Here is a 21,543-nt window from a genome sequence, read left to right on the forward strand (position 1 = left end):
GACACGTAATGTGTCTCCAATAAGCTACACAACAAAGATACCGCCACGCTCAGACGGCGCTATGTACGTCTTCAATTCTTCAGCTATCTCATGAAAATACACTAAGACATGTCTCCTTTGACCTTTTAGGTCAAACCGTGGTCAATCACAGTCAAACCTCAAAAATCCAAATTTCCTATAATAGATTCATACTTGACGACAAGGTATAAAATATTTTTAAGAGTATAACACAAATTTTCATATTTTTCAATTTTCTACGCGCTATCGTGTGGCATTTCCAATAAACGAATTTGAGTTTACTTTTATCAATAGATTCGTTAAAATATTCTTTGTCAAAAAATGTAAAAGTCCGCGTATTTTTCCGTCGTCTGAAACTGCCGGAAAACTGCGTGTCATATAAAGGAGGACTACCATGTTTGGACTTGGAACTATTATCAATACACTCTTCGTTATTATCGGAAGTATCCTCGGTCTTTTCTTCAAAAAAGGACTGCGGGAAAATGTACAGGATATTCTTATGAAAGCAAGCGGTATCGCTATTCTTTTTATTGGTATTTCCGGTGTGCTTTCCTATATGCTGACCATTGAAAACGGAACTATCGGGACACGCGGAACCATGCTTCTGATTTTTTCTATGACGCTTGGCTCTCTCACCGGAGAACTACTTAATATTGAAGGAAAAATCGAACGATTCGGTTTACGGCTCCGAGACTTTTTCCATGCCCGCGGAGATTCCTCTTTTATAGATGGTTTCGTAAATACCTCTCTGATCATCTGTATTGGCGCTATGGCGATTGTAGGAGCCATTGAGGACGGTGTTCATCACGATATTTCAACGCTCACGGCAAAGTCCGTCCTGGATTTTGTCATTGTTCTTGTAAATGCCTCTGTCTATGGGAAGGGCGTCCTCTGCTCTGCCATTCCCATATTTTTCTATCAGGGAAGTATTACGGTACTTGCAGCCGCAGCCGGCTCTTTCGTAAGCGACACGCTCATCACACAACTTTCCTTCATAGGAGCTGCGCTCATCTTCTGTATCGGTATCAACACAACTTTTGGGAAAATTTTTAAAGTAGGTAATATGCTGCCTGCCCTTTTCTTCCCGATTTTCACCTTTCTCCTGGGGTATTTTTTCCCTGCCGCAGCTAATTTCTTCTCCTGAACCCCGAAAAGAAGGAGTAACATCCTGAAAACGGCAGATTGTTCCTGCTTCTACCGCCGGATACTCTCATAGTAAGCAAAAAGTCCCTCTGCCAATACGGGGTCTATAACCGGAAGTCCTGTAGCTTCTTCCAATTCTTTTGCCACGCCTATAGTCGCCATGCCTGTGCATGCAAGAGCAATTACCTCCGCGCCCTTTTCCTTCAGCTTTTTTCCGGAAGCAATCACCTGTTTTCTTCCCTCTGGTATCATCAAATCCAATGTACTGTCTACCCCTTCCGGCTTTTCCAGAATCATTTTTCCCTCCAGAAGTCTTTTGTAAGCATCCGGCGCATAATCTGTAATCCCCAAAACACCAATCTTCGACCCATACCGCATAGCCAGGGCTACGGTTGTTTCTCCGCCGCCAGTTACCGGAATACCAGGCAGCGCCTCTCGTATCTGCCGCACGCCCGGGTCATCCGCACAGCTTACAATAATCATATCCACATCTCGAAAAGCTTTTGCTGTATCTACAATCTTAGGAATTGCCATCTCACAAAGCTCCGGACTGTGTATTCCTTCCGGCTGATCTGGAATACACCTTGTCTCCACATCAAGGGTGGGGAATTTCTCCATAATCTGCCTTTGATGGGAATACAACACTTCTGTATCCTCACAGGTCAGAACACGAATAAGACCAACTTTAAATTTTTTTCCTTGTTTACTCATTTCTTTTCCTCCTCTATAGGACAAAGTTGCCTATATAATGAAAAGCCCCGCAGTTTTTTACTGCGGAGCCTGTTTTCTATACCTGAAAAACGCCTTCCTTGATGACAAGTATATCGTCAAGATAAAGTGTAGGCTTCAGGATAATACCGTCCATATGGCACTCTGCTTTGTTCACTCCGCCAAAAGATATATTGGTTCCAAATGCAATATGCACCGTTCCATATACTTTTTCATCCTCTAGGATAATCCCGTTTAACACTGCGGCTTCATTCGTCCCGATTCCCAGCTCGCACAGAGTCCCGTTCACTTCATTTTTCAGCAAAATATCCAGCTTCTCACTTTCTTCACCCGTTACCTGACGAAGCTTCCCTTCGCTGATCTTCATATGCAGAGGACTTTCCAGCTTTCCGATGCCTACCATAGAACCATCTATAATCATTTCCCCGTCAGAGCCGTCCTCTAATGGGGCTATATATGCCTCACCGGAAGGCAGGTTCCCACATTTTCCAGCTTCTTTATATACGCCCGGGCTTGGAACCCCCTTTCTGCCTTTTAAGTTGATATGTAAGACTGCTGTATCTTTTTCAATTCTTGCGCTGTCTGCCTTTGTCAGCATGTCTGTAATCTTTGCCGTCAGCTTTTCTACTGCTCCGTAATCTGCCGTCATAGCGCCTTTACTGAACATCTCCCTGGTGATCCCTGGCATTGTCGCAACCCTGGTTCCTGCCTCCGCAGCCTGGATTCTTGCTCTGGTATGGGTGAGGGATTTTGCAGTCGGTGCAATCACAACATCTGCCGCTTTCATAGCCTCCGCCACTGCCTTTGGCGGCTCCTGCCCACTGACTTCTCTTTCTTTCATAACAAATAGCATACCTTCACAGCCCAGATGGCAGGCTGCCTCATAGATTGCCTCTCCGATTTCTTTTCTTGTGTCATCTGTGATTACAAGAACAGCTTCATTTTTCTTTACTCCCAGGCAGGAAACAAGGACTTGTTCTGCAATCTTTACTAAATTTTCCATTGTCTTTTTTACCCTCTCTTCTTTAAATCTGTCAGTTCTGCTACAACACGTGCGAGAAGTGTCCTCGGAAGAACAACCATTTTTCCGGTTTTCTCTTCGAACATACGCTTCATTTCCTGGGTGTATCCAATGCAGTCCAAAACGATCAGATCCGCCTCCGTATCTTTCGCCTGTTCTGCCGCCTTTTCCAGGTCTTCCCACGCGCCATAGGGAGAAGCCGCAATAGAAGTCACCTTGTCCACATACTGTTTCCATTTATCTTCTGTCTGTGCAAGCTGTAAAGGAGACGGGGTCATGCAGATAATATGGGATTTCTTGGTCATCAGGGGAACAAGCCGTTCTAAAATGTCACAGGGATAAATAAGTGGAATTCTCTTGGAGGTCAATGTGTCCGGAAATTTTCCTGTACAGAAGAACATAATCAGCTTGCAGCCCTTCTCTTCCATCTCATCAATCGCCTCTTTGAGACGAGGCAGAATATAGCGTTCCGCAAAGGTTACAGAAGTACCGTCCGTCAGGCGGGAAACCAGTACATAATCTCCCTCTTCCGGCTGAAATGCCGCAATCTCTTCCCGCGTCAGTCCATCCAGGCCGCCTGCCTGCACAAGCTCAACCTGTCCTTCAAAAATATCCATAATATCTGCCGTTACATCTGTTCTTGGCGCCTGCCCAATTGTAATCGCACCAATCTTCATCTGTATTCACCTCTTATTCTTTCCCCAGTGTCTGTAAATGGTTCATAGTTCCATACAGTTTAATAATACGTGCATATTCTTCTTCATCATAGAATTTACACTTTCCACTTCCGAACGCCTTGGCTACTTCCAGCATAAACCTTGCCGCCTCCTCTACATCTGCCGCATGGGTCGCCCCTGTTGCACATCCAGGCACCATAACCTCTGTTGTAATGGCAACTCCTACGACCGGAGCTTTCGTTGCCGTACATGGCTGAAGCACGCTGTTGATGTGATGGATATCATTTCCGTAGGGGGTAATGTCCTGCGTTGCCAGTGGAAATACATAGGGAAGCTTCCCCGTAGTAATCTGCATCAAATCTAACAGGTCTTCTGATGTTCTCAAAATATACCCTTCCTTTACTGTCGGAGAAATCGCAAAGCCTCTTGTATTGATGACACGATTTCCCTTGGTTGTATCCACAGAAAGAATTGCATCCAGATCGTCTGACACTTCTTCTCTATTCACCTGTGCCATCTCTACCGGAGAGCCCATAAACGGAACCGGATCATGCGGCTGTGTCGGTGCGTCCGGACAAATGTGTGTAGAAATCAGCACGTCTCCCTCCAGCATATCTCCTTTATTCTGCATATCCAGAAGTTTCGCGGCAAGGGCAACGGCAGCCAGCGCTCCGTCACCGTCTGATACAAATCCGATTCTTTCCGGACGCGCTCCGATTCCTCCCAATCTTCCAAGAAGTCCTATCGTCGGCGCGGTTCCCCCGTTTGTCTTTCCTTTAGAGCCAGGGATACGCACCTTGAGCATGTCTGTAGAACCTTTTGGCCCCTGCAGTTCATATACTTCAATATCTGCATCCGGTTTTATACCTCTTAAATATTCTTCCACTTTTTTTCCGGTCACATTTCCATCATCCAAAATGTCATATGCTTCCATGATTTGTTTCATCAACATTGTCTTATTCTCCTTTTCGCTTTTCTTTTATTATGTTGATCTGCCTTTTACAGATACCTTACCATTTCTTTTCCTACTACCTCTTCCGTCTGCTTCAAAAGTTCCGGATCAAACATAGTAGCGGACAGCTTTAGATTTTTCTTATCTGTCCCGATTACATATACGTCTAGTCCTTCCTCCATCATGGCTGTCGTCACAGGTTCACCAGTCTTTGCGTTGATCGTCATAATAAGATCCGGGAAAGTGGCAAGTCGTTTTCCGTCTCTTTCTGCTGTGGCATATTCGTTCCAAAAGGTCAGTTGACAGCCGTCTACTTCTGCATATCCTACGTCAAAGCCCCCTGTTGTCTCAATGGAAAACTTTGATACTTCTCCTCTTGCAAGAACAGATCCATTTAAAAATTCACATACGCTCTTAACCGCTTCCTCTACAGAAGTCTTCAGGCCTCTGCGAAAAGCTTTTCCTGTCTCAATAGCAAAGCTTACGCCGCCAACAGCACAGTTTTCCTTTGCATACGCAGCCGTCACCGGATTTCTTGCCACCGCAACCAAGCCGCCTGCCTCAATGGAAGCCATCCGCACCAGTCTTGAGGTATGCTCGATACTCCCTTCAAAGAAGCACTCCACATGGCTTCCGGTCTCCGGATTGCCTCCCACACATGCCTGTACTGTCTTATATTCTTTCTGCTTATGCAGGTTCATACTTCCCATAACACCGGTAGGATGGGCACGTCCATTACATGGGGCGTCTACAAGAGGAAGTCCGGAAATAGCTGCCTGAATCCAACCATTTACCGACGCCTCTCCTCCTTGTTCATTCGTAATGATACCGCCCAGCTTCAAATCTGTATTCTTTTGGATCATTTCGATAGTATAAGCAAGATCCTTTGCTGTCATAAACTGGTCTTTTGCGTTTGGCGCCCCCACCAGGGACGCTGTCAGAAGTACCGCGTCTTCATCGATCGCGTCAATCGGCACGAGACGAAGATCTGTATATTCCACTGCAATCTTTGCATATTTTCTTCCCTTGACCGGATCTCCGCCTCCACCTCCGCCGAGGATGGTTCCGCCTGTGAGAATATCATCTAGTACTTCCGCTGTAAGTTTTCGTCCTTCCTTCCTCTCCATTTGAAAATCCCCTTCTTTCTTTAATTAAATTATAATCTATTTCTTTTTGCTTCCAAGAGCGAGTGTTGCTGTAAAGAAGCTATATAGAGCTGCTCCTGCCAACGCGCCCGCACCCAGAATATTGAGTGTATGCTCGTTTTCTTTATTTTTCTTAACAAGAACCGCACGGATAATCAATGCAACGATAATCGTAAGACCATTGATGGTGCTTCCTACGAGAAGACCGGTTGCAAAAAGGATTCCCACCTGCCTGGAGCCGCCGAGCAGTTGAATAATTGCCCCCGGAATTGCCCATATAAGAAGCCATTTTGCAACTGCTCCTCCTGCGCCTGCTTCAATCGTTGCCGCAAAAGTAGCATCTACCGGTGCAAACAACCCTTGTGAAAAGTATGTACGTGCGAGAAGCGCTACCATAACAAAAGCAACTGTAAATCCAACAATTTCTGAAATAAATTGCTGTTTTCTTCCTACTTTTTCTAACTCGGGATCTTGTCCATTGCCTCTGAGGATATAGCCACACTTTAAGTCATACGCCATATCAGAGAATGCCGGCCCTGTCGCCGCTGTATAGGCTACAAGTACAGCCAGAGGCATGCTGGGGAAGCCAATCAGCATGCCGACCAGAAGAAAAATAAGTGCCGTCGCAAATCCCGGGAACCATCCTGAATACATTGCAGAAATACCTACGATCAGTTCGGAAGCAATCGCCGCAAATGCCGCATAAATAATCCAGATCACCAGTTTAAATGGGGTCATATCCGACCAGATACCTGTAATCACTGCAAGAGCGATCGCTACAACAAAGTATGCTACATATCCCCAGCCGAGTGCGCTCTTCATATTTCCCATACTACGGCTAAATTTTCCCGCTGCACTTGCATCTTCTCCCTTTCTGGAAAACAACATTCTGCAAACCTGGAGAAGAGCAATCAGACCGGCACCGATCATGATACCATGCGGCATATACTTAAACATTGTCTGTGACATGAGATCTGCATTTTCTCCAAAAATATTCGTCAAAATCGGGAAGCTCTTTCCGAAAATATCGATAATAAAGCCATTCGTATTGAGAACGCCGATGACAACACTTCCAACGCCGAGAGCTGCCATAGCCGCAAAATCGCCAAACCAGGACACGCCGAGAAGATCTGTCGGGATGCCAATCACCTTACCACCGACACCAATTACCATTCCTGCCAAAAGCAGCATAGCTTTTTTCCCTTTTTCTACAACTGCCAGGATAGATTGTGCAGAAGCTACTCCTGGAGGCCATGCCCCCTCTGCCGGAAACATTTCCGAGTCGAACGTCTTATAAAGAATCGCCGCATCAATGATCGTTGCAATAAATACACCGATCAGCATTGGAAACATCAAATCCTCCCGCCCCATGATAACTGGAATACCTATGGGAAGGAGCAGACTGTTGGCTGCTGAAAATGTAGCTCCTGATATAGATGTCTGGATCATATTCTGGCTGTGAATACTTCTGTATTTCCGTAAAAATGCCAGGGGTATTCTAGAAAGTATAATCGCAAACAGCGCTCCGACAATTGATGTATTAGGAGCCACTCCCGTACGTACGATTAGTTCCAGTCCTATGATCGCGCCAAGTACGCTCATAACGATATTCAATATGAGAATATGTGGGGCTAATGCCTTAGGATGTTCTGCCGCTGTAATATGCAGCTGTTCATACATTTTTTCTTTTTTTTCGTCCATTTTTCTCCTCCTTTTCTCTCACTCTGCTTTTTACTCTTTTCAGGGCAAAAAGACATTTAAGTACAAAGAAAGCCAATGTGAGGTCACCCACATTGGCTTAACACTTTTTTATTTTAACACTTTATCTAAACAAAGTCTTTATTCTCCAAAACCAATATTTCGTCAGACTTTTTGTGCTCAATGCACATTTTTTATTATAATTTGTATCCCTCCTCTTTGTTTTCTGTTAAATACTCTCGCACCAGACAAGTAAATGCCAATTCCTGTATAGTTTTGAAATCCCCCATATTACATTTTAGTATCTCTTCCATTTTTTTCACTCTATACATCATTGTATTTCTGTGAAGATACAATGTTTCCGCCGTCTGTTTTTTGGAGCCGCCATTTCGCAGCAGCACTTCTAACGTCTCCATAAGATCGGTGCCATGCTGCCTGTCGTATTCTTCTAAGACGTACAATCGTTCTTTCACATAGCTCCTCACCTGCGGAAGTTTGGAAATTTCCAGCAGCATCTCTTCATACTTTAGTTCTTCTCGCCACAGAACTTTCTGCTTCACAGAAAGTTTTCCGGCTATCTGTGAAAGTCTGGATATCTGTCTGGCAGCTTCCGACATCCCCAGATATCTGTCTATTCTGTCTGAGACAGGTATATAAAGATCGGTTTCGATTATCTTTTCCAGGTTTTCTATATGATTTTTTAAAGCCTCCTTAAACGGCAGAATCCGTTCTGGCTCACAAAACAGTATCACCGTTTTCTCTGGGAAAGAAATTATTGTATAGGCAGCGTTTTGTTTTCTGAAAAATACTTCCGTCGCCTGTTCTGCTTTTTCTTTTTTCTCTCCAAACCATTCTCTCTGCGGATACCGCGGGCAAATCTCCAGTAACCTTGCCGGTGTCATTGGCCAATAGAGAGAATTCGCTCTGATTTGCGCTTCTTCCTCTCGTTCAAATTTCTCTTGCACCAGTTCAAAATAAAACTTCCGGTCCAGCTCCTTTTTTTCCACCTGCCCTATCTGGTAGCGTGTCTGCATTTCCACTCCATTCTTCGCCTCCACAATAGCAACCATAACAGGGTACACCGTCTCAATAAAGCCCAGGGCATTGTTCAAAAAAAAGAGGGGAAAATGTAGCTCATCTGCTAGTTTTAATGCTTCCTTCGGGAAATGCTCAAAGAAACGTGTTTTGATGGCCAGCGCTGCAGCATCCGCCTCATGTAGATCCCGGATAAGGCCCAGAAGCTTCTCCTTATTGTTTCGGATGGCATAACCGGTAGTAATCAGCAATGTATCCTCCCGAATCCACGGTTTGATATCCGGCTGCTCCATCATATCATAGGCCACAACAGCATGGTCAAGACCTTCCTTTCCTGCCACCAGCTCTGCCTGTCCATTTTCCCATAATATTTTTATATCATTTACAGTCAGCTTCATACTATCACTTCCCTCTTGCTTTAATTTCTATACGATACCATTTTGTCTTGTGTTTTTCAATGGGTATGCGGAGATTTTTATCTATGCTGTCTTGATTTCTTACATCTCTCATGCTATACTACTAACCGTGACAAAGCCCTAAAAATAAGGTCTTTTCAGGCTTGCCGCCTTTTCCCTCGTATTCAATCCACTTCTTCCTTTTTTATAAATAGTAGAATTAAGAAGATAGTCTCCAACACTCATCCCCTGCTTTTCTGCATTTTTCTTTACCCTTTCTCGTTCCTTACTCTTACATCTAAATTCAATCTTTGTATCACTTCTCATTTTTTCCTCCTGATCATTATTGATTATCTATAGTTATTATTCTGTATGTTAGTTGTTTACTTTGAACTTACAGCTTAGCTTTGGTTATCTGTCTATGATCTACATTTTCATATATATCAACAAGATTACAAAAATGTCGTACACTTTTTTTAAATTATCCTGCACTAACATAAACTTAAAATATTCAAATGATCAGGGAGGAAAAAACATGTATCAAAATGAACAGTTGGATTTGATAACCATAGACGAGTTTTGCGAATTGCTTTCAATCGGGCGTAACTCTGCCTATACACTGTTAAACAGTGCAGAGATAAAAGCCTTTAAAATCAGGAGGATATGGAAGATACCCGGAGAAGCAGTCGATGAATATATAAGGCGGAAAAGTAACCTGTAGAGCAAAAAATCCGGGCTTTTATCCAGCCCGGATCGCACGTTAAAATTTCAATATATTTTGCCGCTTTTATCGCCCCATCTTATCTGTCACATACTTTTGAACCTGCACGACCAGTTCTTCCGCCGTAGTTATCTGTTCCTCAGCTTCTTCGCGTGTTGCAATATAGAAGTCATCGTAATCACTGGCGTGCCGTATTTCTTCTGCTTCAGCGATCTTTCTTCCCAGTGTTCTGGGAAATATTTCTGTTTTAATATAATTTTTGTTAAAGTTCGCCAAAGCGTCTTTATGCCTTTTATATGCGTTGCCATCCAAAGCGTGGATTACTGAAACAGCATGATAAATACCATAATACGCCCTGTTATTCGCTCCGCGAAATTCTCCTGCTTCTAAAAGGATCTTCGCTGATTTTATATCACTCTTAGCAGCTTCAAGTCGATATAAGACCAAATCCTGCTTTGTCCCCTTTTCATTATGCTACGTCAAACAACTTCACCCCTTCTTTTTGTACATTGGAATAAAAGGGATATACCTCCACCCATTTATCAAAATACTCTTTACTTTTAGCTATAGGCTTGATGTCCAGATCATGATCCATATTAAAATCATACGTTGCTCCCGACAACTCATGCCGGTACTTTTTTATATCCATCTCCTCCAGATCTAAAAGCACCATGATATCTATATCCGAATCGTCCCTGTAATCACCTCTCGCATAAGAGCCATACAGTATAACTGTTTTTAGATGCTTTCCATATATCTGGCAGAGCAGCTCAACATATTGATTCAGCAAATTACTTGTTGCTGTTGGCATTATGACACCCTCCTCCATTATTCTATTATAACCATATCACAAATATAGCTTTTTTAATATACTTTTATCCCAAATATCTGCCCCCATTCCCATTTTGGACAAATTTTGGACAAAATCACTTTTGAGACTCTTCTCTCTTGCTTTTCTCAAATCATCATGTTATACTACCAACCGTAACAAAGCCCTAAAAATAAGGTCTTTTCGGGCTTGCCGCCGATTTTCGGCGTTAGCCAAATACCATAGGTATTTGACTCCCGCGACATTCGCCAAATGGATATGCAAGCATATCCGCATGACTCATTGTTGCGCGGAAATGAATCGTGTGTTCGAGACCTTCCACACGTAAAACAAAACTAAAGGAGAACAAAAATGAAAAATCTACAGCAAACCAAAGTGCTTTTTATGGCACAGGCGGCTATGATTGCCGCTGTCTACACCGTACTCACACTGCTTGGCGCATCTTTTTCCTATGGAGAAGTCCAAGTCCGTATCTCAGAGGCACTGACTATTCTTCCAGTATTTACCCCTGCGGCAATTCCAGGACTATTTATCGGCTGTCTGCTCAGTAATATTCTTGGCGGATGCATCATACCAGATGTTATTTTCGGCAGTCTGGCAACTTTGATCGGTGCGTTTTTTACATGGAAAATTCGCAATCTGAACAAGTTTCTTGCCCCTCTTCCTCCGATTGTCTCCAATATTTCGATCGTACCCTTCGTACTGAAATATGGATACCAGCTTCCTTTTCCCATTCCGTTTATGATGCTGACAGTTGGAATCGGAGAAATTGTTTCCTGCGGTGTTCTCGGAATCGTACTTTATACGGCATTGAATAAATATAAACATATTTTATTCAAAAGCAAGTTTTAAAAATAAATTTCTACAAATACTTTGTTTATCTTTTTGAAAATGGCGTATTTCACTATAAATTTAGCAAAGTTAAATTAAACTCGATATGACCATATAGAAAGAAACCTCAATTGTTAACATACATGTTCCTATGTCTCTTAATTTTCAAGGATGAAGTGATTCTTTTTCTTAAACACCTCTCCTCCTTTTATATGCCTTTGATGCTATACAGCTCTCTCCATGTTCTACATACTGACTTATAAATTTCAAAACTTCATCTTTGTCAGGTATCGAAGACGCCGCCCCTTGTCTGGATACTACGATAGCTGAAGCGGCTGACGATATTTTTAAGCATTCCTGTATCTTATAGCCTTTACAAACACATGCTAAAAAATATCCGCAAAACGTATCTCCGGCTGCCGTTGTGTCTACAGCCGGAACACGATAAATATTTTGCTTACATATGTGGTTTCCGTATTTGCACATAACGCCAAAATTGCCTAAAGTTAAAATCACTGCTGCCTTTGGATATTTTTGAGACAAAGCATGTAGTATCTTTTCAAAATTCATCTGCTTTGCTGGTATATTTGTAATTGCAGCCCCCTCCACTTCATTCACTATCAAATAGTCCACCTCCTCTAAAGGTAGTTCACTAACATTTTGAGGAATTGGCGAACAATTAAACACCACCTTCATTTTCAATTCATGCGCATGATGAATAATGTATGGTACACAATTAATTTCATTTTGTAAAAGAACAATATCCCCCTCTTCTCCCATTCGTTTTAAAACTTTATGAATATATGCTTTAGACAGTTGTTGATTTGTACCTCCGCACACGATAATTCGATTATTTCCATGACTATCAACTTCTATTATAGCGTGTCCGCTTGGCCCCGGAAGATGCTCTATCATAGAGGTGTCTATTCCCATGTTTCGCATAAACTCAATAATGGCTTCTCCATCCTCGCCAACTGCTCCTCCATGTAAAACCTGAATTCCTGCTTTTGAAGCAGCTACTGACTGATTCAGTCCCTTTCCCCCTATATTTGTCTGAATATCCTTTGCAAGAATAGTTTCACCGGGTAAAACAAACCTATCAACCTGATATACTTTATCAAAATTTATTGAACCAAAAGATATTATTTTCATTTCTCTTACCTCTTGTAATTTTTACTCTTCTAACTCCATCTTTCTAATGGTATAATAAATTATCTGAATTTTCTTTCTCAGTATAAAGGGAGGTGAACTATATTGAAAGCAATTTCGCACATTCCAAAACAAATACGGCCTTTTCTTATTCGGCATACTTACGAAAAAGGAGAGTATATTTTTACAGCCGGTAGTGAAAATCTCAATATGTATATTATAGAATCCGGTTCCTGCACCGCCAATATGGAAAATTATAATGGAACAATGGCTTTTATTGGAAGTTATCATTCAGGTGATATCTTTGGTGAACTGGAAATTTTTTGTAAGGATCTCAAAACTGTTGAAGTTATAGCCGTAAAAAAAAGTACCGTTTATATTATACACAAAAAGTATCTTTTAGAATGGATGAAGCTAGATTTTGATTTTGCTTTAGAACTCATTGAATATCTAGCAGAAGAATTACGCTATCATTCAAAAACCGCTGCCCTTCTCCAGATGTGCAGTGTAAAAGAACGTGTCGCCTACTCCATTCTTGCATATGCCGATGCAAGTGCTTTGGATGTTTTGACCAAAAAGAATATCTCCTCATTGGCCAAAACCCCCATCCGCAGTGTAAACCGTGCTCTTGCTTCATTGATAGAATGTGGTTGTATCCAAATCACGGGAAAACAAATCCACATTTTAAACCGACCCTTTCTGGAAGAAATTTCAAATTATAATACGATGCTTCAGTTATGATACGGCCGACTTCTTTGATGTAAAAATACCGACAATAACTGCAAGTACGGCAAATACAATGAATGACATAGACATTTTGTTATTTATTAAATCAATTATATTTAATACGTAAGACGAGGCAAAGGAGCCCAGATTACACCCTACTAATGTACAGGTAGTTGCCATTGTTATTGCATATGGCGGAAATTGTTCTGAAATACCCTCAAACACAGTTGTAATCAAAATATTAAAGGCAAATCCTGTGACAATTGCTCCAAGACCAAGAATGAACATGTTTCCTGCTCCGGCCATGATAATTAAACCAATTCCTAAAACAAATAATCCTATTTTTTGAAGATAACCTTTTGAAATCTGCAAAAGCTTTCCAAAAGCAATTCCGGCAATGATTCCTGTCACCATCATAACACTTGATATCAGGCTTGACTGTGCATCTGTTCCAATTCCTTTTTCGATAACCAGACTGGGGATTCTCATAGTATTACAAGTATTGATTCCCACGAAAAGTGCTCCTAAAAGACCGCAAACAATATAGCCTTTTATCAGATCTTTTCCTTTGTATTTATTTTCAGCCGTCTTTTCGTTGTATATTTTCTGTTTCTTTTCCGTATTTGGCACAAACAAAAAATAAATGAGCAAAACAACAAATCCAAAAGAATAAATTAAGAAACAGTACTGCCAATCCAGACCGGCCCCTAAAATCCATCCTGCACTCAAGGTTAAAATAACAGTACCCACTATTTCTGATGAGCCTCGGTAACCAAGCATAGCCGAACGTTCATCGCCTTCAAAACGTTCGTTAATAATATCAATTGCATATACATTCATCAGACCAATACCTGCTCCATGAATCAGTCGCGCTATAAAAACAAACGCATATTCCTGTGTAAATACAGGTGCTATACCTCCTAAAGTAAGTAACAACAGGCCAATAACAATACTTTTCCTCTCATTAATTGTTTTAGAAATCAAGGGATTTAGTATAATTACCAATGTAACCGCTATTGAAGATATGGAAATCAACTGCTCAACTTGACTTCTTGAATACCCATCATAAAAATCGATCATACCAGGAATTGCCGTAGATACGGAATATGTAGATACAAGCAGCAATGATAAGGATAATATTCCCCCTTTTTCCAAAATATGTTTCATAAGTATTCCTCCTTTATTTAAAAATTTTAAATGGTTTCAGCTGTTTTTTATTATACAATTCTCTCATCCTAATTAAGGGGTCAATTGACCCGTTTAGTTCTATAAACTATGTGCATTCTATACAAATTATATTGTGCAGTACGTATCTTTTCATTATCATTTGTTTACGATATTCTGATACCGTACAGACAACACATTGTCATTTCAAAATACCGGAGGTAAACATATGAGTAAAACAGTTGAAGAAATTTTGATTCCCGGAAGCTATGGCCGCGCATTTGAAGTAAAAGCTGGTCAACTTGTAACTGTTATCGATGTAGAAGGAGAGCAGGTAGTTGATTTTATGGCCTTTTGTAAACCTGATTATAAAGAGTATCTCTCCATGTCCCGTTGTCGTCTTGGCCTGAGAAGAAACCGCTTCACCAAAGGAGATACTCTGGTGACAAACTTTAATCAGCCGATTCTCTACATAGAGGAAGATACTTTCGGCGTCCACGACTCCACATATGCTGCATGCGACAGCGCCGAATATGTACGTTATGGCGAAAGTTCCGAGCATCGTTCCTGTCAGCAAAACTTCTGTGAAAATCTGGCACCTTTTGGCATTGAAGAATGGCGTATCCCTGATCCGTGGAATCTATTCCAAAACACACCGGATATGAATGCTATTGCTGCCGGCGGCCAGGGAACAGAATTAAAACATTCCAAACCAGGGGATTACATTCGTCTAAAATTCCTCAAAAATTCCGTTGTAGCTGTTTCAGCCTGTCCATTCACCTGTCTTGGATTTAACGGCGGCAGGTCCACAGACATTAAAATTATCGTCTCAGAAGAGTAAAAATAAAAGAAGTAAATGCTCCTCTTATTAAGGGTAAGAAAAAGAAGGCGTTGATTCACATTTATGTTTCAGCGCCTTTTCGTATGGAACCTCTATTTTCTGTCCATTATTTCTAAAAGGTAGTATCCCATCCTGCATTCAAATTCATCATCTGAGTTTTTCAGATCCAATCCTGTCAATTCTTCTATTTTATTCAACTGATAAAGCAGGGTATTCCGGTGCATGAACATTTTTTTCGCTGTCTGAACAGTGTTTCGTCCTTCTTCAAAGTATATTTTAAGTACTCCAAAAAGATTGCTTCCATAATGCTTATCATATTCCCATAAAGGATTAAATAGTTTTTGGCAGAGCAAAGCAGCATTTGGCTCACGTCGTACCTGATACAACAATAAGAAAGTATACATCTCATGGTATATCCGCACCTGATCGTATTGTTTTCTCCTTCTCATTACCTCAACAATTTTCTCTGCTTCACAGATACTTTCTTTAAAGCAGTTGACGTTTTCTTTCTCCTGCCCGATTCCTATAACAATATAAACATCAGGATATCTTTGTTTTATCTTCTTAATCGCTTTTTCACATACATTGGGAAACTTCCTTTCCTCATCTGCGTCAAATGGTAAAAGGCAAATCAAACTATGGGCCTGTACAAGAGCCAGAATTTCTTTGCCTGCGTATCCTTCAAAGACAGCCTGAAAAACATCCGCAATCGCTTGATCCAGAGAAATATATTTTCCGTTTTCTGACAAAACCGCAACAGAAACTCCTATATGTTTCTGCTGTAAATTATACCCCATATAGTAAGAACGTTTCATGCGCAGTTTTTCATCTTCGACCGTACCATAATAAATATCTTTTATAATTTTTTCAAACAAATTATTCTGGCTATTCTCATTATTCATAATCATTCTAACCATGTAATACTGTATTTCAATAGCCATACTACATGTTTCATTCAGCCAAAATAATGGTATTTCATTTTCATCTGCCATTTTTATCATCTGTTCCGGAATCTCATGACAGTATATACTCTTAAAAAGTAAAATTCCCGCTAATTTCAGTTCTACCGCTTTTTCCATAATGTGTAGAAGACATGCTTGGGCCTTTCCTAAAAATGGCCCTTTAATCATCACAAAATCATCCGGTTTAAGCAAGGAAAATAATTCTTTTTCATTCTCTGTTGATTCTGCCAGATGAACCCAAAAGATACTGTGGTTTAGTCCGCTTTTTCCTCCTGCCAGTATGATATTTGTAAGAAACGGAATATCCAAGACATCGTAACATCTCATTCCCATATACCGCCACCTCCATACGGGCTTAAATTAAATAAACAGAAGAGATCCTCTCTACACGGAGAAGATCTCTCATATCCTACTTTATTTGTTTGTAATTAATTCTTCCAAATAATTTTTAAATCCTACACCGTCCATTTTAGTCACTACATAGGAATTTGGCTTGTAATCTTCACTATAATGATGTTCTGCAGTCTCAAAGATTGTAGCTCCTCTTGTATATGTGCCTTTTGTTTCGATTCTCGTATAAGCCTCAAATCCGACCTTGATCAGATCCGGGCGTACAAGACATGTAAACGCCGCCGCGTCCGGAAGATCCATGCTGCCTTCTCCGTCATGCAGTTCTCTAGAAAGATCAATAATTGTACGATTAATATCCATACAGAAAGCGCCAAGTTCATTTACTGCTTTAAACCTTGCAATATCTTCCTCAGAAAATCTCATATCATACCAGCATGCTTCCAGTGAATTCAGCAAAATTGGAATTCCAAATTCAAAAACTATTTTAGCCGCTTCCGGATCACACATGATATTGAACTCTGCACTGGTTGTGTGAGGATTGTTGTATGGGTGAGCACCTCCCATAATTGTAATTCTGGGAACTTTCCTCATGGTTTCCGGTTCCAGCATCATAGCTAATGCAATGTTCGTCAGTGGTCCTATTGCCATGATTTCAATGTCTCCATCACCTTCCCGAATCATACGAAGCATCGCATCCACAGCGTGTTCTTCTTCGGTAGTATCCGTCGGTTTCCTCAGCCAGTCACAGTCTCCCATGCCATCAATGCCATGTACCTGCTCTGCGTTTTCATAATCAGTCCACAGCGGCAGACAAGTGCCTTTATATACCGGTGGTTTGTATGTGTCTGCATACAGAATACTTTGCAGACAGTTTTCAGCTGCTTGATTCATCTCACAGTTCCCTGATGGAATTGTAAAAGCTAAAACTTTAATGTTCGGATCTCTCAATGCCATTACCAAACCTACTGCGTCATCAGAGCCACAGTCTGTATCTATTATTAATTTTATCATACCTTACGCCTCCATTGTGATTTCTTCTTTGCTGTTATCTACAACAAGTGTACAGTTGAACGGATACATTACATTACTTTGTGCAACAAACTCCTGCCGACTCCGATCGCGGACATCATTAATGTTTGCTCCATATGTATATTCACCGTCTACATCAATCCGAGTATAAGAATCGTACTTTTTAGTTATCAGTTCCGGATTTAGCGCATACTTCATTCTTTCGCTATATGTACCTACTTCAATTGGAAGAATCGTAATCGGTACTCTTGTCTTAAAAATAAAATCGGCTGAATAGGGATCCATATAAAAATTGTATTCACTTAACGGTCCTACATCACCATGAAATACCATTCCTGCGAGCATGGTAATTTTCTTTACATTCAGCATCGCTTTTCGATTCTTCGCAAATGCTAAGGCAACATTAGTTAATGGACCCATTGTGATAATTTCAACATTTCCTTTCTCCGCCAATTCAATCATTACATCAACAGCTGATTTTTTATTTGGGGTTTTTTCCAACCTTGTTCCAATCAGCTTATGTGTATTCAGTTTCCGAGTACATCTTGTGCCTACCATAGGTCTTGTTAAGCCTTTGTAGACCTCCACATTACTGAAGCCTTCAGACTCCATCGTAACCAGTACATTGCTGGCTGCCTCCTCTACAGTAAGCCCTGATGCCACTGTTGTTACTGCTTCTACACATATATTTTCCGTGTTGAGGGCAGTTTTCAAAGCATCCATTGCTTCTATGTTACCGTCTGTGTCAATGATAATCTGTTTCATAGTACCTCCTTATACATTTTAGTTTTTTTCTGCTAATATTAGAGTAATTTAGAGAACAGTAAATAAACAGGTCAATTGACCCAAGTGTAAAAAAATTTTAAAAAAACTATTTATATTTAAGAAAGATTTTTATAAATTCTTGTTCTGCTAGTTTAAAACGACTAGTGTCTATACAATTGACTATTTTTTATGTATGAAGGGGGTGTCACAAAATCATCTGATTAGATGATGAAGCGTTGCCCTCGCGCCATGTTGTGAATCACATGCCGTCCTACTTCTCCAGTTTCTACCGCAATATGGTGTTCTTTTTTACTGCAATATTCACAATCCATTTTTATCTCTCCTTTACATTTTGTAATTTATTTCATATTTATTAATACATTTTATTTTGCATTCTCCAAGTTTCTCTGTTGAATATTTACGTTTTTCTAACTAAATGACAAATGACGTAGTTAATATATACACAGTTCACTTATAATAGAAAAATCAGGAGTTTATCCTCTTGTTTGTGGATATCTCCTGATTTTTGACATACTTTATTAAATCATCTCATTTTAGATTTGCTTATTTTTATCTTCTCTACAGACGCCAGTATTCTTCTGTATAATAATTTAAAATTTCATTCTGGAGAAATTCCTGTGGCTCTAAATGCTGCCATGTTTTACTCATAACGAATACATTATAACGGGAAAGCTTCGGGTCTGTCCGATAATATTTGATCCCTTTGCTGTCACCTGAACAGGACTCCCCCAGAAAGGTCACACCTATTCCTTTTTTTATCATGTCTTTTACCGTAGGTATATTATTAATCTCGCACAAAACATGGGGAATAAACCCCTCATTTCCAAAAATCTTATCCACAGAATACCGCAGTGTAGAGCCTTTCCGCGGAAGTAAAAAATACTGCATTTTAAAGTGTTCCATAATTTCTTTAAAAGTGATCCAATTCCCCGGATTTTGAACACAATAGGAAAAGTCTTCTGGAACTGCGAATAAAATTGCTTCTTCCCGTAGTATAACAAACTGTTTTTTATCAAACTGCGTCGTCCTGTTCAGCGCCAGAAGCCCACAGTCTATCCGCCCTTCCAGTAGCCTGTTTGTAAGGGAAGGCACTCCCATCTCTGTAATATCCAACAAAACATCCGGATACCGCATTTTAAACTTTGGAACAATATCCGCTAACATCTGAAGAGCAAATATTGATGTGACGCCAATAGAAATATGACCACTGTTATTTAAATTATAAATACTATGGTACAGACTATTTCTAATCTGTACCACCTCGCTTGCCGCATCCAGATATAGTTTTCCTGCAGTCGTTAGAACAAGTTCCCCCTTCGTGCGAACAAAAAGTTCTGCTCCTATATCCTGTTCCAATCTTGCCAGATACTGGCTTAACGAAGATTGTGATATATATAATGCCTCAGCAGCTTTTGTAATATTTTTCTTTTTTGCTATCTCAATAAAATAATTCAAATACTTAATGTCCAATTGGCTATTCCTTTCCTACCGTTGTCTCTGCAACACCAGGAGAAACTGTTATCCTATCTATTTTTTCATAATATTTTACAATACTACTATGATCCTCTTTTTCTAAACCTTCTGCCTTCAGCGCCTGCAGTATTTCCATAACACTGGCTGTCAGGGGAAGAGAAGCATTTACAGCATGAGAAGTATGTAAAGCGTTGTCCAGATCTTTCATGTGTAGTTCAATGCGAAATCCCGGTTGAAAATTTCTTTCCAGCATCATTGGGGCTTTTGCGTCCAAAACCGTTGAGCCAGCCAAACCACCTCTGATCGCCTGATATACAAGTTCCGGATCTGTCCCTGCTTTTTTCGCTAATGTCAATGCCTCTGATACTGCGGCAATATTTAACGCAACGATAATCTGATTTGCCAGTTTAGCTACATTCCCTGAACCAATTTCACCTACATATACAACAGAACCTGACATTGCTTTTAAAAGTGCGAAATACTTATCAAATATTTCTTTTTTTCCTCCCACCATAACAGAAATCGTTCCATCTATTGCTTTCGGTTCTCCACCTGACACTGGAGCATCCAACATCTCAATTCCTCTTTTTGCAAGTGTTTTACATATCTCTCTGCTCTGTGTTGGGTCAATAGAACTCATATCTATCAACACACTTCCCTCTTTTGCACCTTCGATAATTCCGTTTTTCTCTAATGCGACCGCACGCACATGTGGCGAATTTGGCAACATTGTGATGATCACCTGACACTCTCTTGCAACTTCAGCGCCGCATGATGCGGCTGTCGCTCCAAAATCTATCAGTTCCCGCACCGCTTCTTTATTAAAATCACATACAACCAATTCATAACCGGCGCGAATCAAATTTTTACTCATTGGTTTCCCCATAATTCCAAGTCCGATAAATCCAACCTTCATAATTGTTCTCTCCTTTTAATATCATTTTATACCAAGTCCATTTTTTCCAATACTATATGCAGTTTCTCTTTTTCCTCTCCACTCAGCTCCGAAATAGGTGAAAGGCATTTTCCCACTGCTATTCCCTGTTGTACAAGCCCCTCTTTGATAACCGCTGGAAATGTTCCCATGCCGCACGCAATCCTGAGAGGAGCTAGTTTAAACTGCGCTTCCAGCGCTCCTGTAAGGTCCCCGCACATGTATTTTTCATATATAGCGACAGCTATTTTAGGGGCAACATTTGCACAGGATGCCACTGCTCCGCTAGCGCCATAACATAAAGCGGCATATATCAATGTATCTCTGCCCATCAGTACATGAAAACCTGGGTTCTCCTTCGTCAAACGAATATACTCCGCTGTAGTTGTCATATCTCCTGTACTGTCTTTTATAGCAATGATATTGTCAATTCGGGCAAGCTTTGCTACTGTGTCAGGTTCTATCGTTACATTTGTTTTGGGCTTATTGTTATACATGATAATTGGAAGATGTGTATTTGCTGCAATTTCTGTAAAATAAGCATACACTTCTTCCTGAGTCTGTGAAATAAACATGGGTGTCAAAACCGACACTGCATCCACTCCCACTTCTTCACAAATTCGAATCAGCCGACTCACCCCTCTTGTCGTAATATTGTTTGCGCCTGCATATACTGGCACGCGACCGGCTGTCTCATCCATTACAGTCTCTAAAATTTTTCTATATGTACATTCATCAAAAGCATAGAATTCTCCCGTAGTTCCCAATGGAAATAATCCATGCACCCCCTGTTCGATCAAATGGTTTGTCAACTGACGCAGTACTGTATAATTGACTTCTCCATTTTCTTTGATCGGTGTAATCATAGGCGGAATGATTCCTCTCGGTATACATAACATATTTATCACCTCTAAATATTTTATTTTCTTGTTCT

At 40.7% G+C, this 21,543-nt stretch carries 23 protein-coding genes; 5 read left to right on the plus strand and 18 right to left on the minus strand.

Annotation, left to right across the window (positions count from 1 at the left end):
• Positions 1 to 412: 412 nt before the first annotated feature.
• Positions 413 to 1,162, plus strand: coding sequence for a DUF554 domain-containing protein (locus tag ACZ5C4_RS18075; protein WP_464522212.1), 750 nt, complete (start codon positions 413 to 415; stop codon positions 1,160 to 1,162).
• Positions 1,163 to 1,212: 50 nt separating this feature from the next.
• Here the strand turns inward: ACZ5C4_RS18075 and ACZ5C4_RS18080 are convergent, their stop codons facing one another.
• The 8 genes from ACZ5C4_RS18080 to ACZ5C4_RS18115 all read right to left on the minus strand — a co-directional run bounded on the left by ACZ5C4_RS18080 (position 1,213) and on the right by ACZ5C4_RS18115 (position 9,140).
• Complete coding sequence (locus ACZ5C4_RS18080) at positions 1,213 to 1,872, minus strand: aspartate/glutamate racemase family protein (protein WP_464522213.1); 660 nt, start codon at positions 1,870 to 1,872, stop codon at positions 1,213 to 1,215.
• Positions 1,873 to 1,948: 76 nt separating this feature from the next.
• Positions 1,949 to 2,893, minus strand: a complete 945-nt coding sequence (locus ACZ5C4_RS18085; protein WP_464522214.1) for an aminopeptidase — start codon at positions 2,891 to 2,893, stop codon at positions 1,949 to 1,951.
• Positions 2,894 to 2,901: 8 nt separating this feature from the next.
• On the minus strand, positions 2,902 to 3,588 hold the full coding sequence (locus ACZ5C4_RS18090; protein ID WP_464522215.1) for an AroM family protein: 687 nt from the start codon (positions 3,586 to 3,588) through the stop codon (positions 2,902 to 2,904).
• 13 nt (positions 3,589 to 3,601) lie between these two features.
• On the minus strand, positions 3,602 to 4,540 hold the full coding sequence (locus tag ACZ5C4_RS18095; protein ID WP_464522216.1) for a DUF1177 domain-containing protein: 939 nt from the start codon (positions 4,538 to 4,540) through the stop codon (positions 3,602 to 3,604).
• A 47-nt stretch (positions 4,541 to 4,587) separates the two neighbouring features.
• Positions 4,588 to 5,667 (minus strand): DUF917 domain-containing protein, encoded by a 1,080-nt coding sequence (locus ACZ5C4_RS18100; RefSeq protein ID WP_464522217.1) that lies wholly within the window; start codon positions 5,665 to 5,667, stop codon positions 4,588 to 4,590.
• A gap of 36 nt (positions 5,668 to 5,703) precedes the next feature.
• On the minus strand, positions 5,704 to 7,386 hold the full coding sequence (locus tag ACZ5C4_RS18105) for an OPT/YSL family transporter (RefSeq protein WP_464522218.1): 1,683 nt from the start codon (positions 7,384 to 7,386) through the stop codon (positions 5,704 to 5,706).
• 194 nt (positions 7,387 to 7,580) lie between these two features.
• Positions 7,581 to 8,816: a PucR family transcriptional regulator gene (locus ACZ5C4_RS18110; RefSeq protein ID WP_464522219.1), complete on the minus strand. Its 1,236-nt coding sequence runs from the start codon at positions 8,814 to 8,816 to the stop codon at positions 7,581 to 7,583.
• 138 nt (positions 8,817 to 8,954) lie between these two features.
• On the minus strand, positions 8,955 to 9,140 hold the full coding sequence (locus ACZ5C4_RS18115; protein WP_464522220.1) for a plasmid mobilization protein: 186 nt from the start codon (positions 9,138 to 9,140) through the stop codon (positions 8,955 to 8,957).
• Positions 9,141 to 9,348: 208 nt separating this feature from the next.
• Here ACZ5C4_RS18115 and ACZ5C4_RS18120 point away from each other — a divergent pair, with 208 nt between their 5' ends.
• Positions 9,349 to 9,534, plus strand: coding sequence for a helix-turn-helix domain-containing protein (locus ACZ5C4_RS18120; RefSeq protein ID WP_464522221.1), 186 nt, complete (start codon positions 9,349 to 9,351; stop codon positions 9,532 to 9,534).
• Positions 9,535 to 9,600: 66 nt separating this feature from the next.
• Here ACZ5C4_RS18120 and ACZ5C4_RS18125 read toward each other — a convergent pair whose 3' ends face one another.
• Together ACZ5C4_RS18125 and ACZ5C4_RS18130 are read right to left on the minus strand one after the other, a co-directional pair.
• Entirely contained in the window at positions 9,601 to 9,981 is a 381-nt protein-coding gene (locus ACZ5C4_RS18125; RefSeq protein ID WP_464522222.1) for a HEPN domain-containing protein, read from the minus strand.
• Positions 9,982 to 10,003: 22 nt separating this feature from the next.
• Entirely contained in the window at positions 10,004 to 10,345 is a 342-nt protein-coding gene (locus ACZ5C4_RS18130; protein ID WP_464522223.1) for a nucleotidyltransferase domain-containing protein, read from the minus strand.
• Between the two features lie 369 nt (positions 10,346 to 10,714).
• On the opposite strand from ACZ5C4_RS18130, the gene ACZ5C4_RS18135 reads away from it, so the two are divergent.
• The gene (locus ACZ5C4_RS18135; protein WP_464522224.1) at positions 10,715 to 11,215 is read left to right on the plus strand and encodes a QueT transporter family protein; all 501 of its coding nucleotides are present in this window, start codon (positions 10,715 to 10,717) and stop codon (positions 11,213 to 11,215) included.
• Positions 11,216 to 11,383: 168 nt separating this feature from the next.
• On the opposite strand, the gene ACZ5C4_RS18140 is transcribed toward ACZ5C4_RS18135, so the two are convergent.
• Positions 11,384 to 12,346: a ribokinase gene (locus tag ACZ5C4_RS18140; protein ID WP_464522225.1), complete on the minus strand. Its 963-nt coding sequence runs from the start codon at positions 12,344 to 12,346 to the stop codon at positions 11,384 to 11,386.
• Positions 12,347 to 12,448: 102 nt separating this feature from the next.
• On the opposite strand from ACZ5C4_RS18140, the gene ACZ5C4_RS18145 reads away from it, so the two are divergent.
• Complete coding sequence (locus ACZ5C4_RS18145) at positions 12,449 to 13,084, plus strand: Crp/Fnr family transcriptional regulator (RefSeq protein ID WP_464522226.1); 636 nt, start codon at positions 12,449 to 12,451, stop codon at positions 13,082 to 13,084.
• On the opposite strand, the gene ACZ5C4_RS18150 is transcribed toward ACZ5C4_RS18145, so the two are convergent.
• The gene (locus ACZ5C4_RS18150; RefSeq protein WP_464522227.1) at positions 13,079 to 14,236 is read right to left on the minus strand and encodes an MFS transporter; all 1,158 of its coding nucleotides are present in this window, start codon (positions 14,234 to 14,236) and stop codon (positions 13,079 to 13,081) included. The two genes, ACZ5C4_RS18145 and ACZ5C4_RS18150, sit on opposite strands and share 6 nt — an antisense overlap.
• Positions 14,237 to 14,462: 226 nt before the next feature.
• On the opposite strand from ACZ5C4_RS18150, the gene ACZ5C4_RS18155 reads away from it, so the two are divergent.
• Positions 14,463 to 15,074, plus strand: coding sequence for a DUF1989 domain-containing protein (locus ACZ5C4_RS18155; protein WP_464522228.1), 612 nt, complete (start codon positions 14,463 to 14,465; stop codon positions 15,072 to 15,074).
• Positions 15,075 to 15,166: 92 nt separating this feature from the next.
• Here ACZ5C4_RS18155 and ACZ5C4_RS18160 read toward each other — a convergent pair whose 3' ends face one another.
• From ACZ5C4_RS18160 to ACZ5C4_RS18185, 6 genes are all read right to left on the minus strand, one after another.
• On the minus strand, positions 15,167 to 16,369 hold the full coding sequence (locus tag ACZ5C4_RS18160) for a helix-turn-helix domain-containing protein (RefSeq protein ID WP_464522229.1): 1,203 nt from the start codon (positions 16,367 to 16,369) through the stop codon (positions 15,167 to 15,169).
• A gap of 81 nt (positions 16,370 to 16,450) precedes the next feature.
• Positions 16,451 to 17,398: a nucleoside hydrolase gene (locus ACZ5C4_RS18165; protein ID WP_464522230.1), complete on the minus strand. Its 948-nt coding sequence runs from the start codon at positions 17,396 to 17,398 to the stop codon at positions 16,451 to 16,453.
• 3 nt (positions 17,399 to 17,401) lie between these two features.
• Positions 17,402 to 18,181: a nucleoside hydrolase gene (locus ACZ5C4_RS18170; RefSeq protein WP_464522231.1), complete on the minus strand. Its 780-nt coding sequence runs from the start codon at positions 18,179 to 18,181 to the stop codon at positions 17,402 to 17,404.
• A gap of 579 nt (positions 18,182 to 18,760) precedes the next feature.
• Complete coding sequence (locus ACZ5C4_RS18175) at positions 18,761 to 19,672, minus strand: LysR family transcriptional regulator (protein WP_464522232.1); 912 nt, start codon at positions 19,670 to 19,672, stop codon at positions 18,761 to 18,763.
• A gap of 4 nt (positions 19,673 to 19,676) precedes the next feature.
• On the minus strand, positions 19,677 to 20,591 hold the full coding sequence (gene garR / locus ACZ5C4_RS18180) for a 2-hydroxy-3-oxopropionate reductase (protein ID WP_464522233.1): 915 nt from the start codon (positions 20,589 to 20,591) through the stop codon (positions 19,677 to 19,679).
• A gap of 26 nt (positions 20,592 to 20,617) precedes the next feature.
• The gene (locus tag ACZ5C4_RS18185) at positions 20,618 to 21,508 is read right to left on the minus strand and encodes a dihydrodipicolinate synthase family protein (RefSeq protein WP_464522234.1); all 891 of its coding nucleotides are present in this window, start codon (positions 21,506 to 21,508) and stop codon (positions 20,618 to 20,620) included.
• Positions 21,509 to 21,543 lie beyond the last annotated feature (35 nt).

This window comes from Mediterraneibacter flintii, from assembly GCF_055387595.1.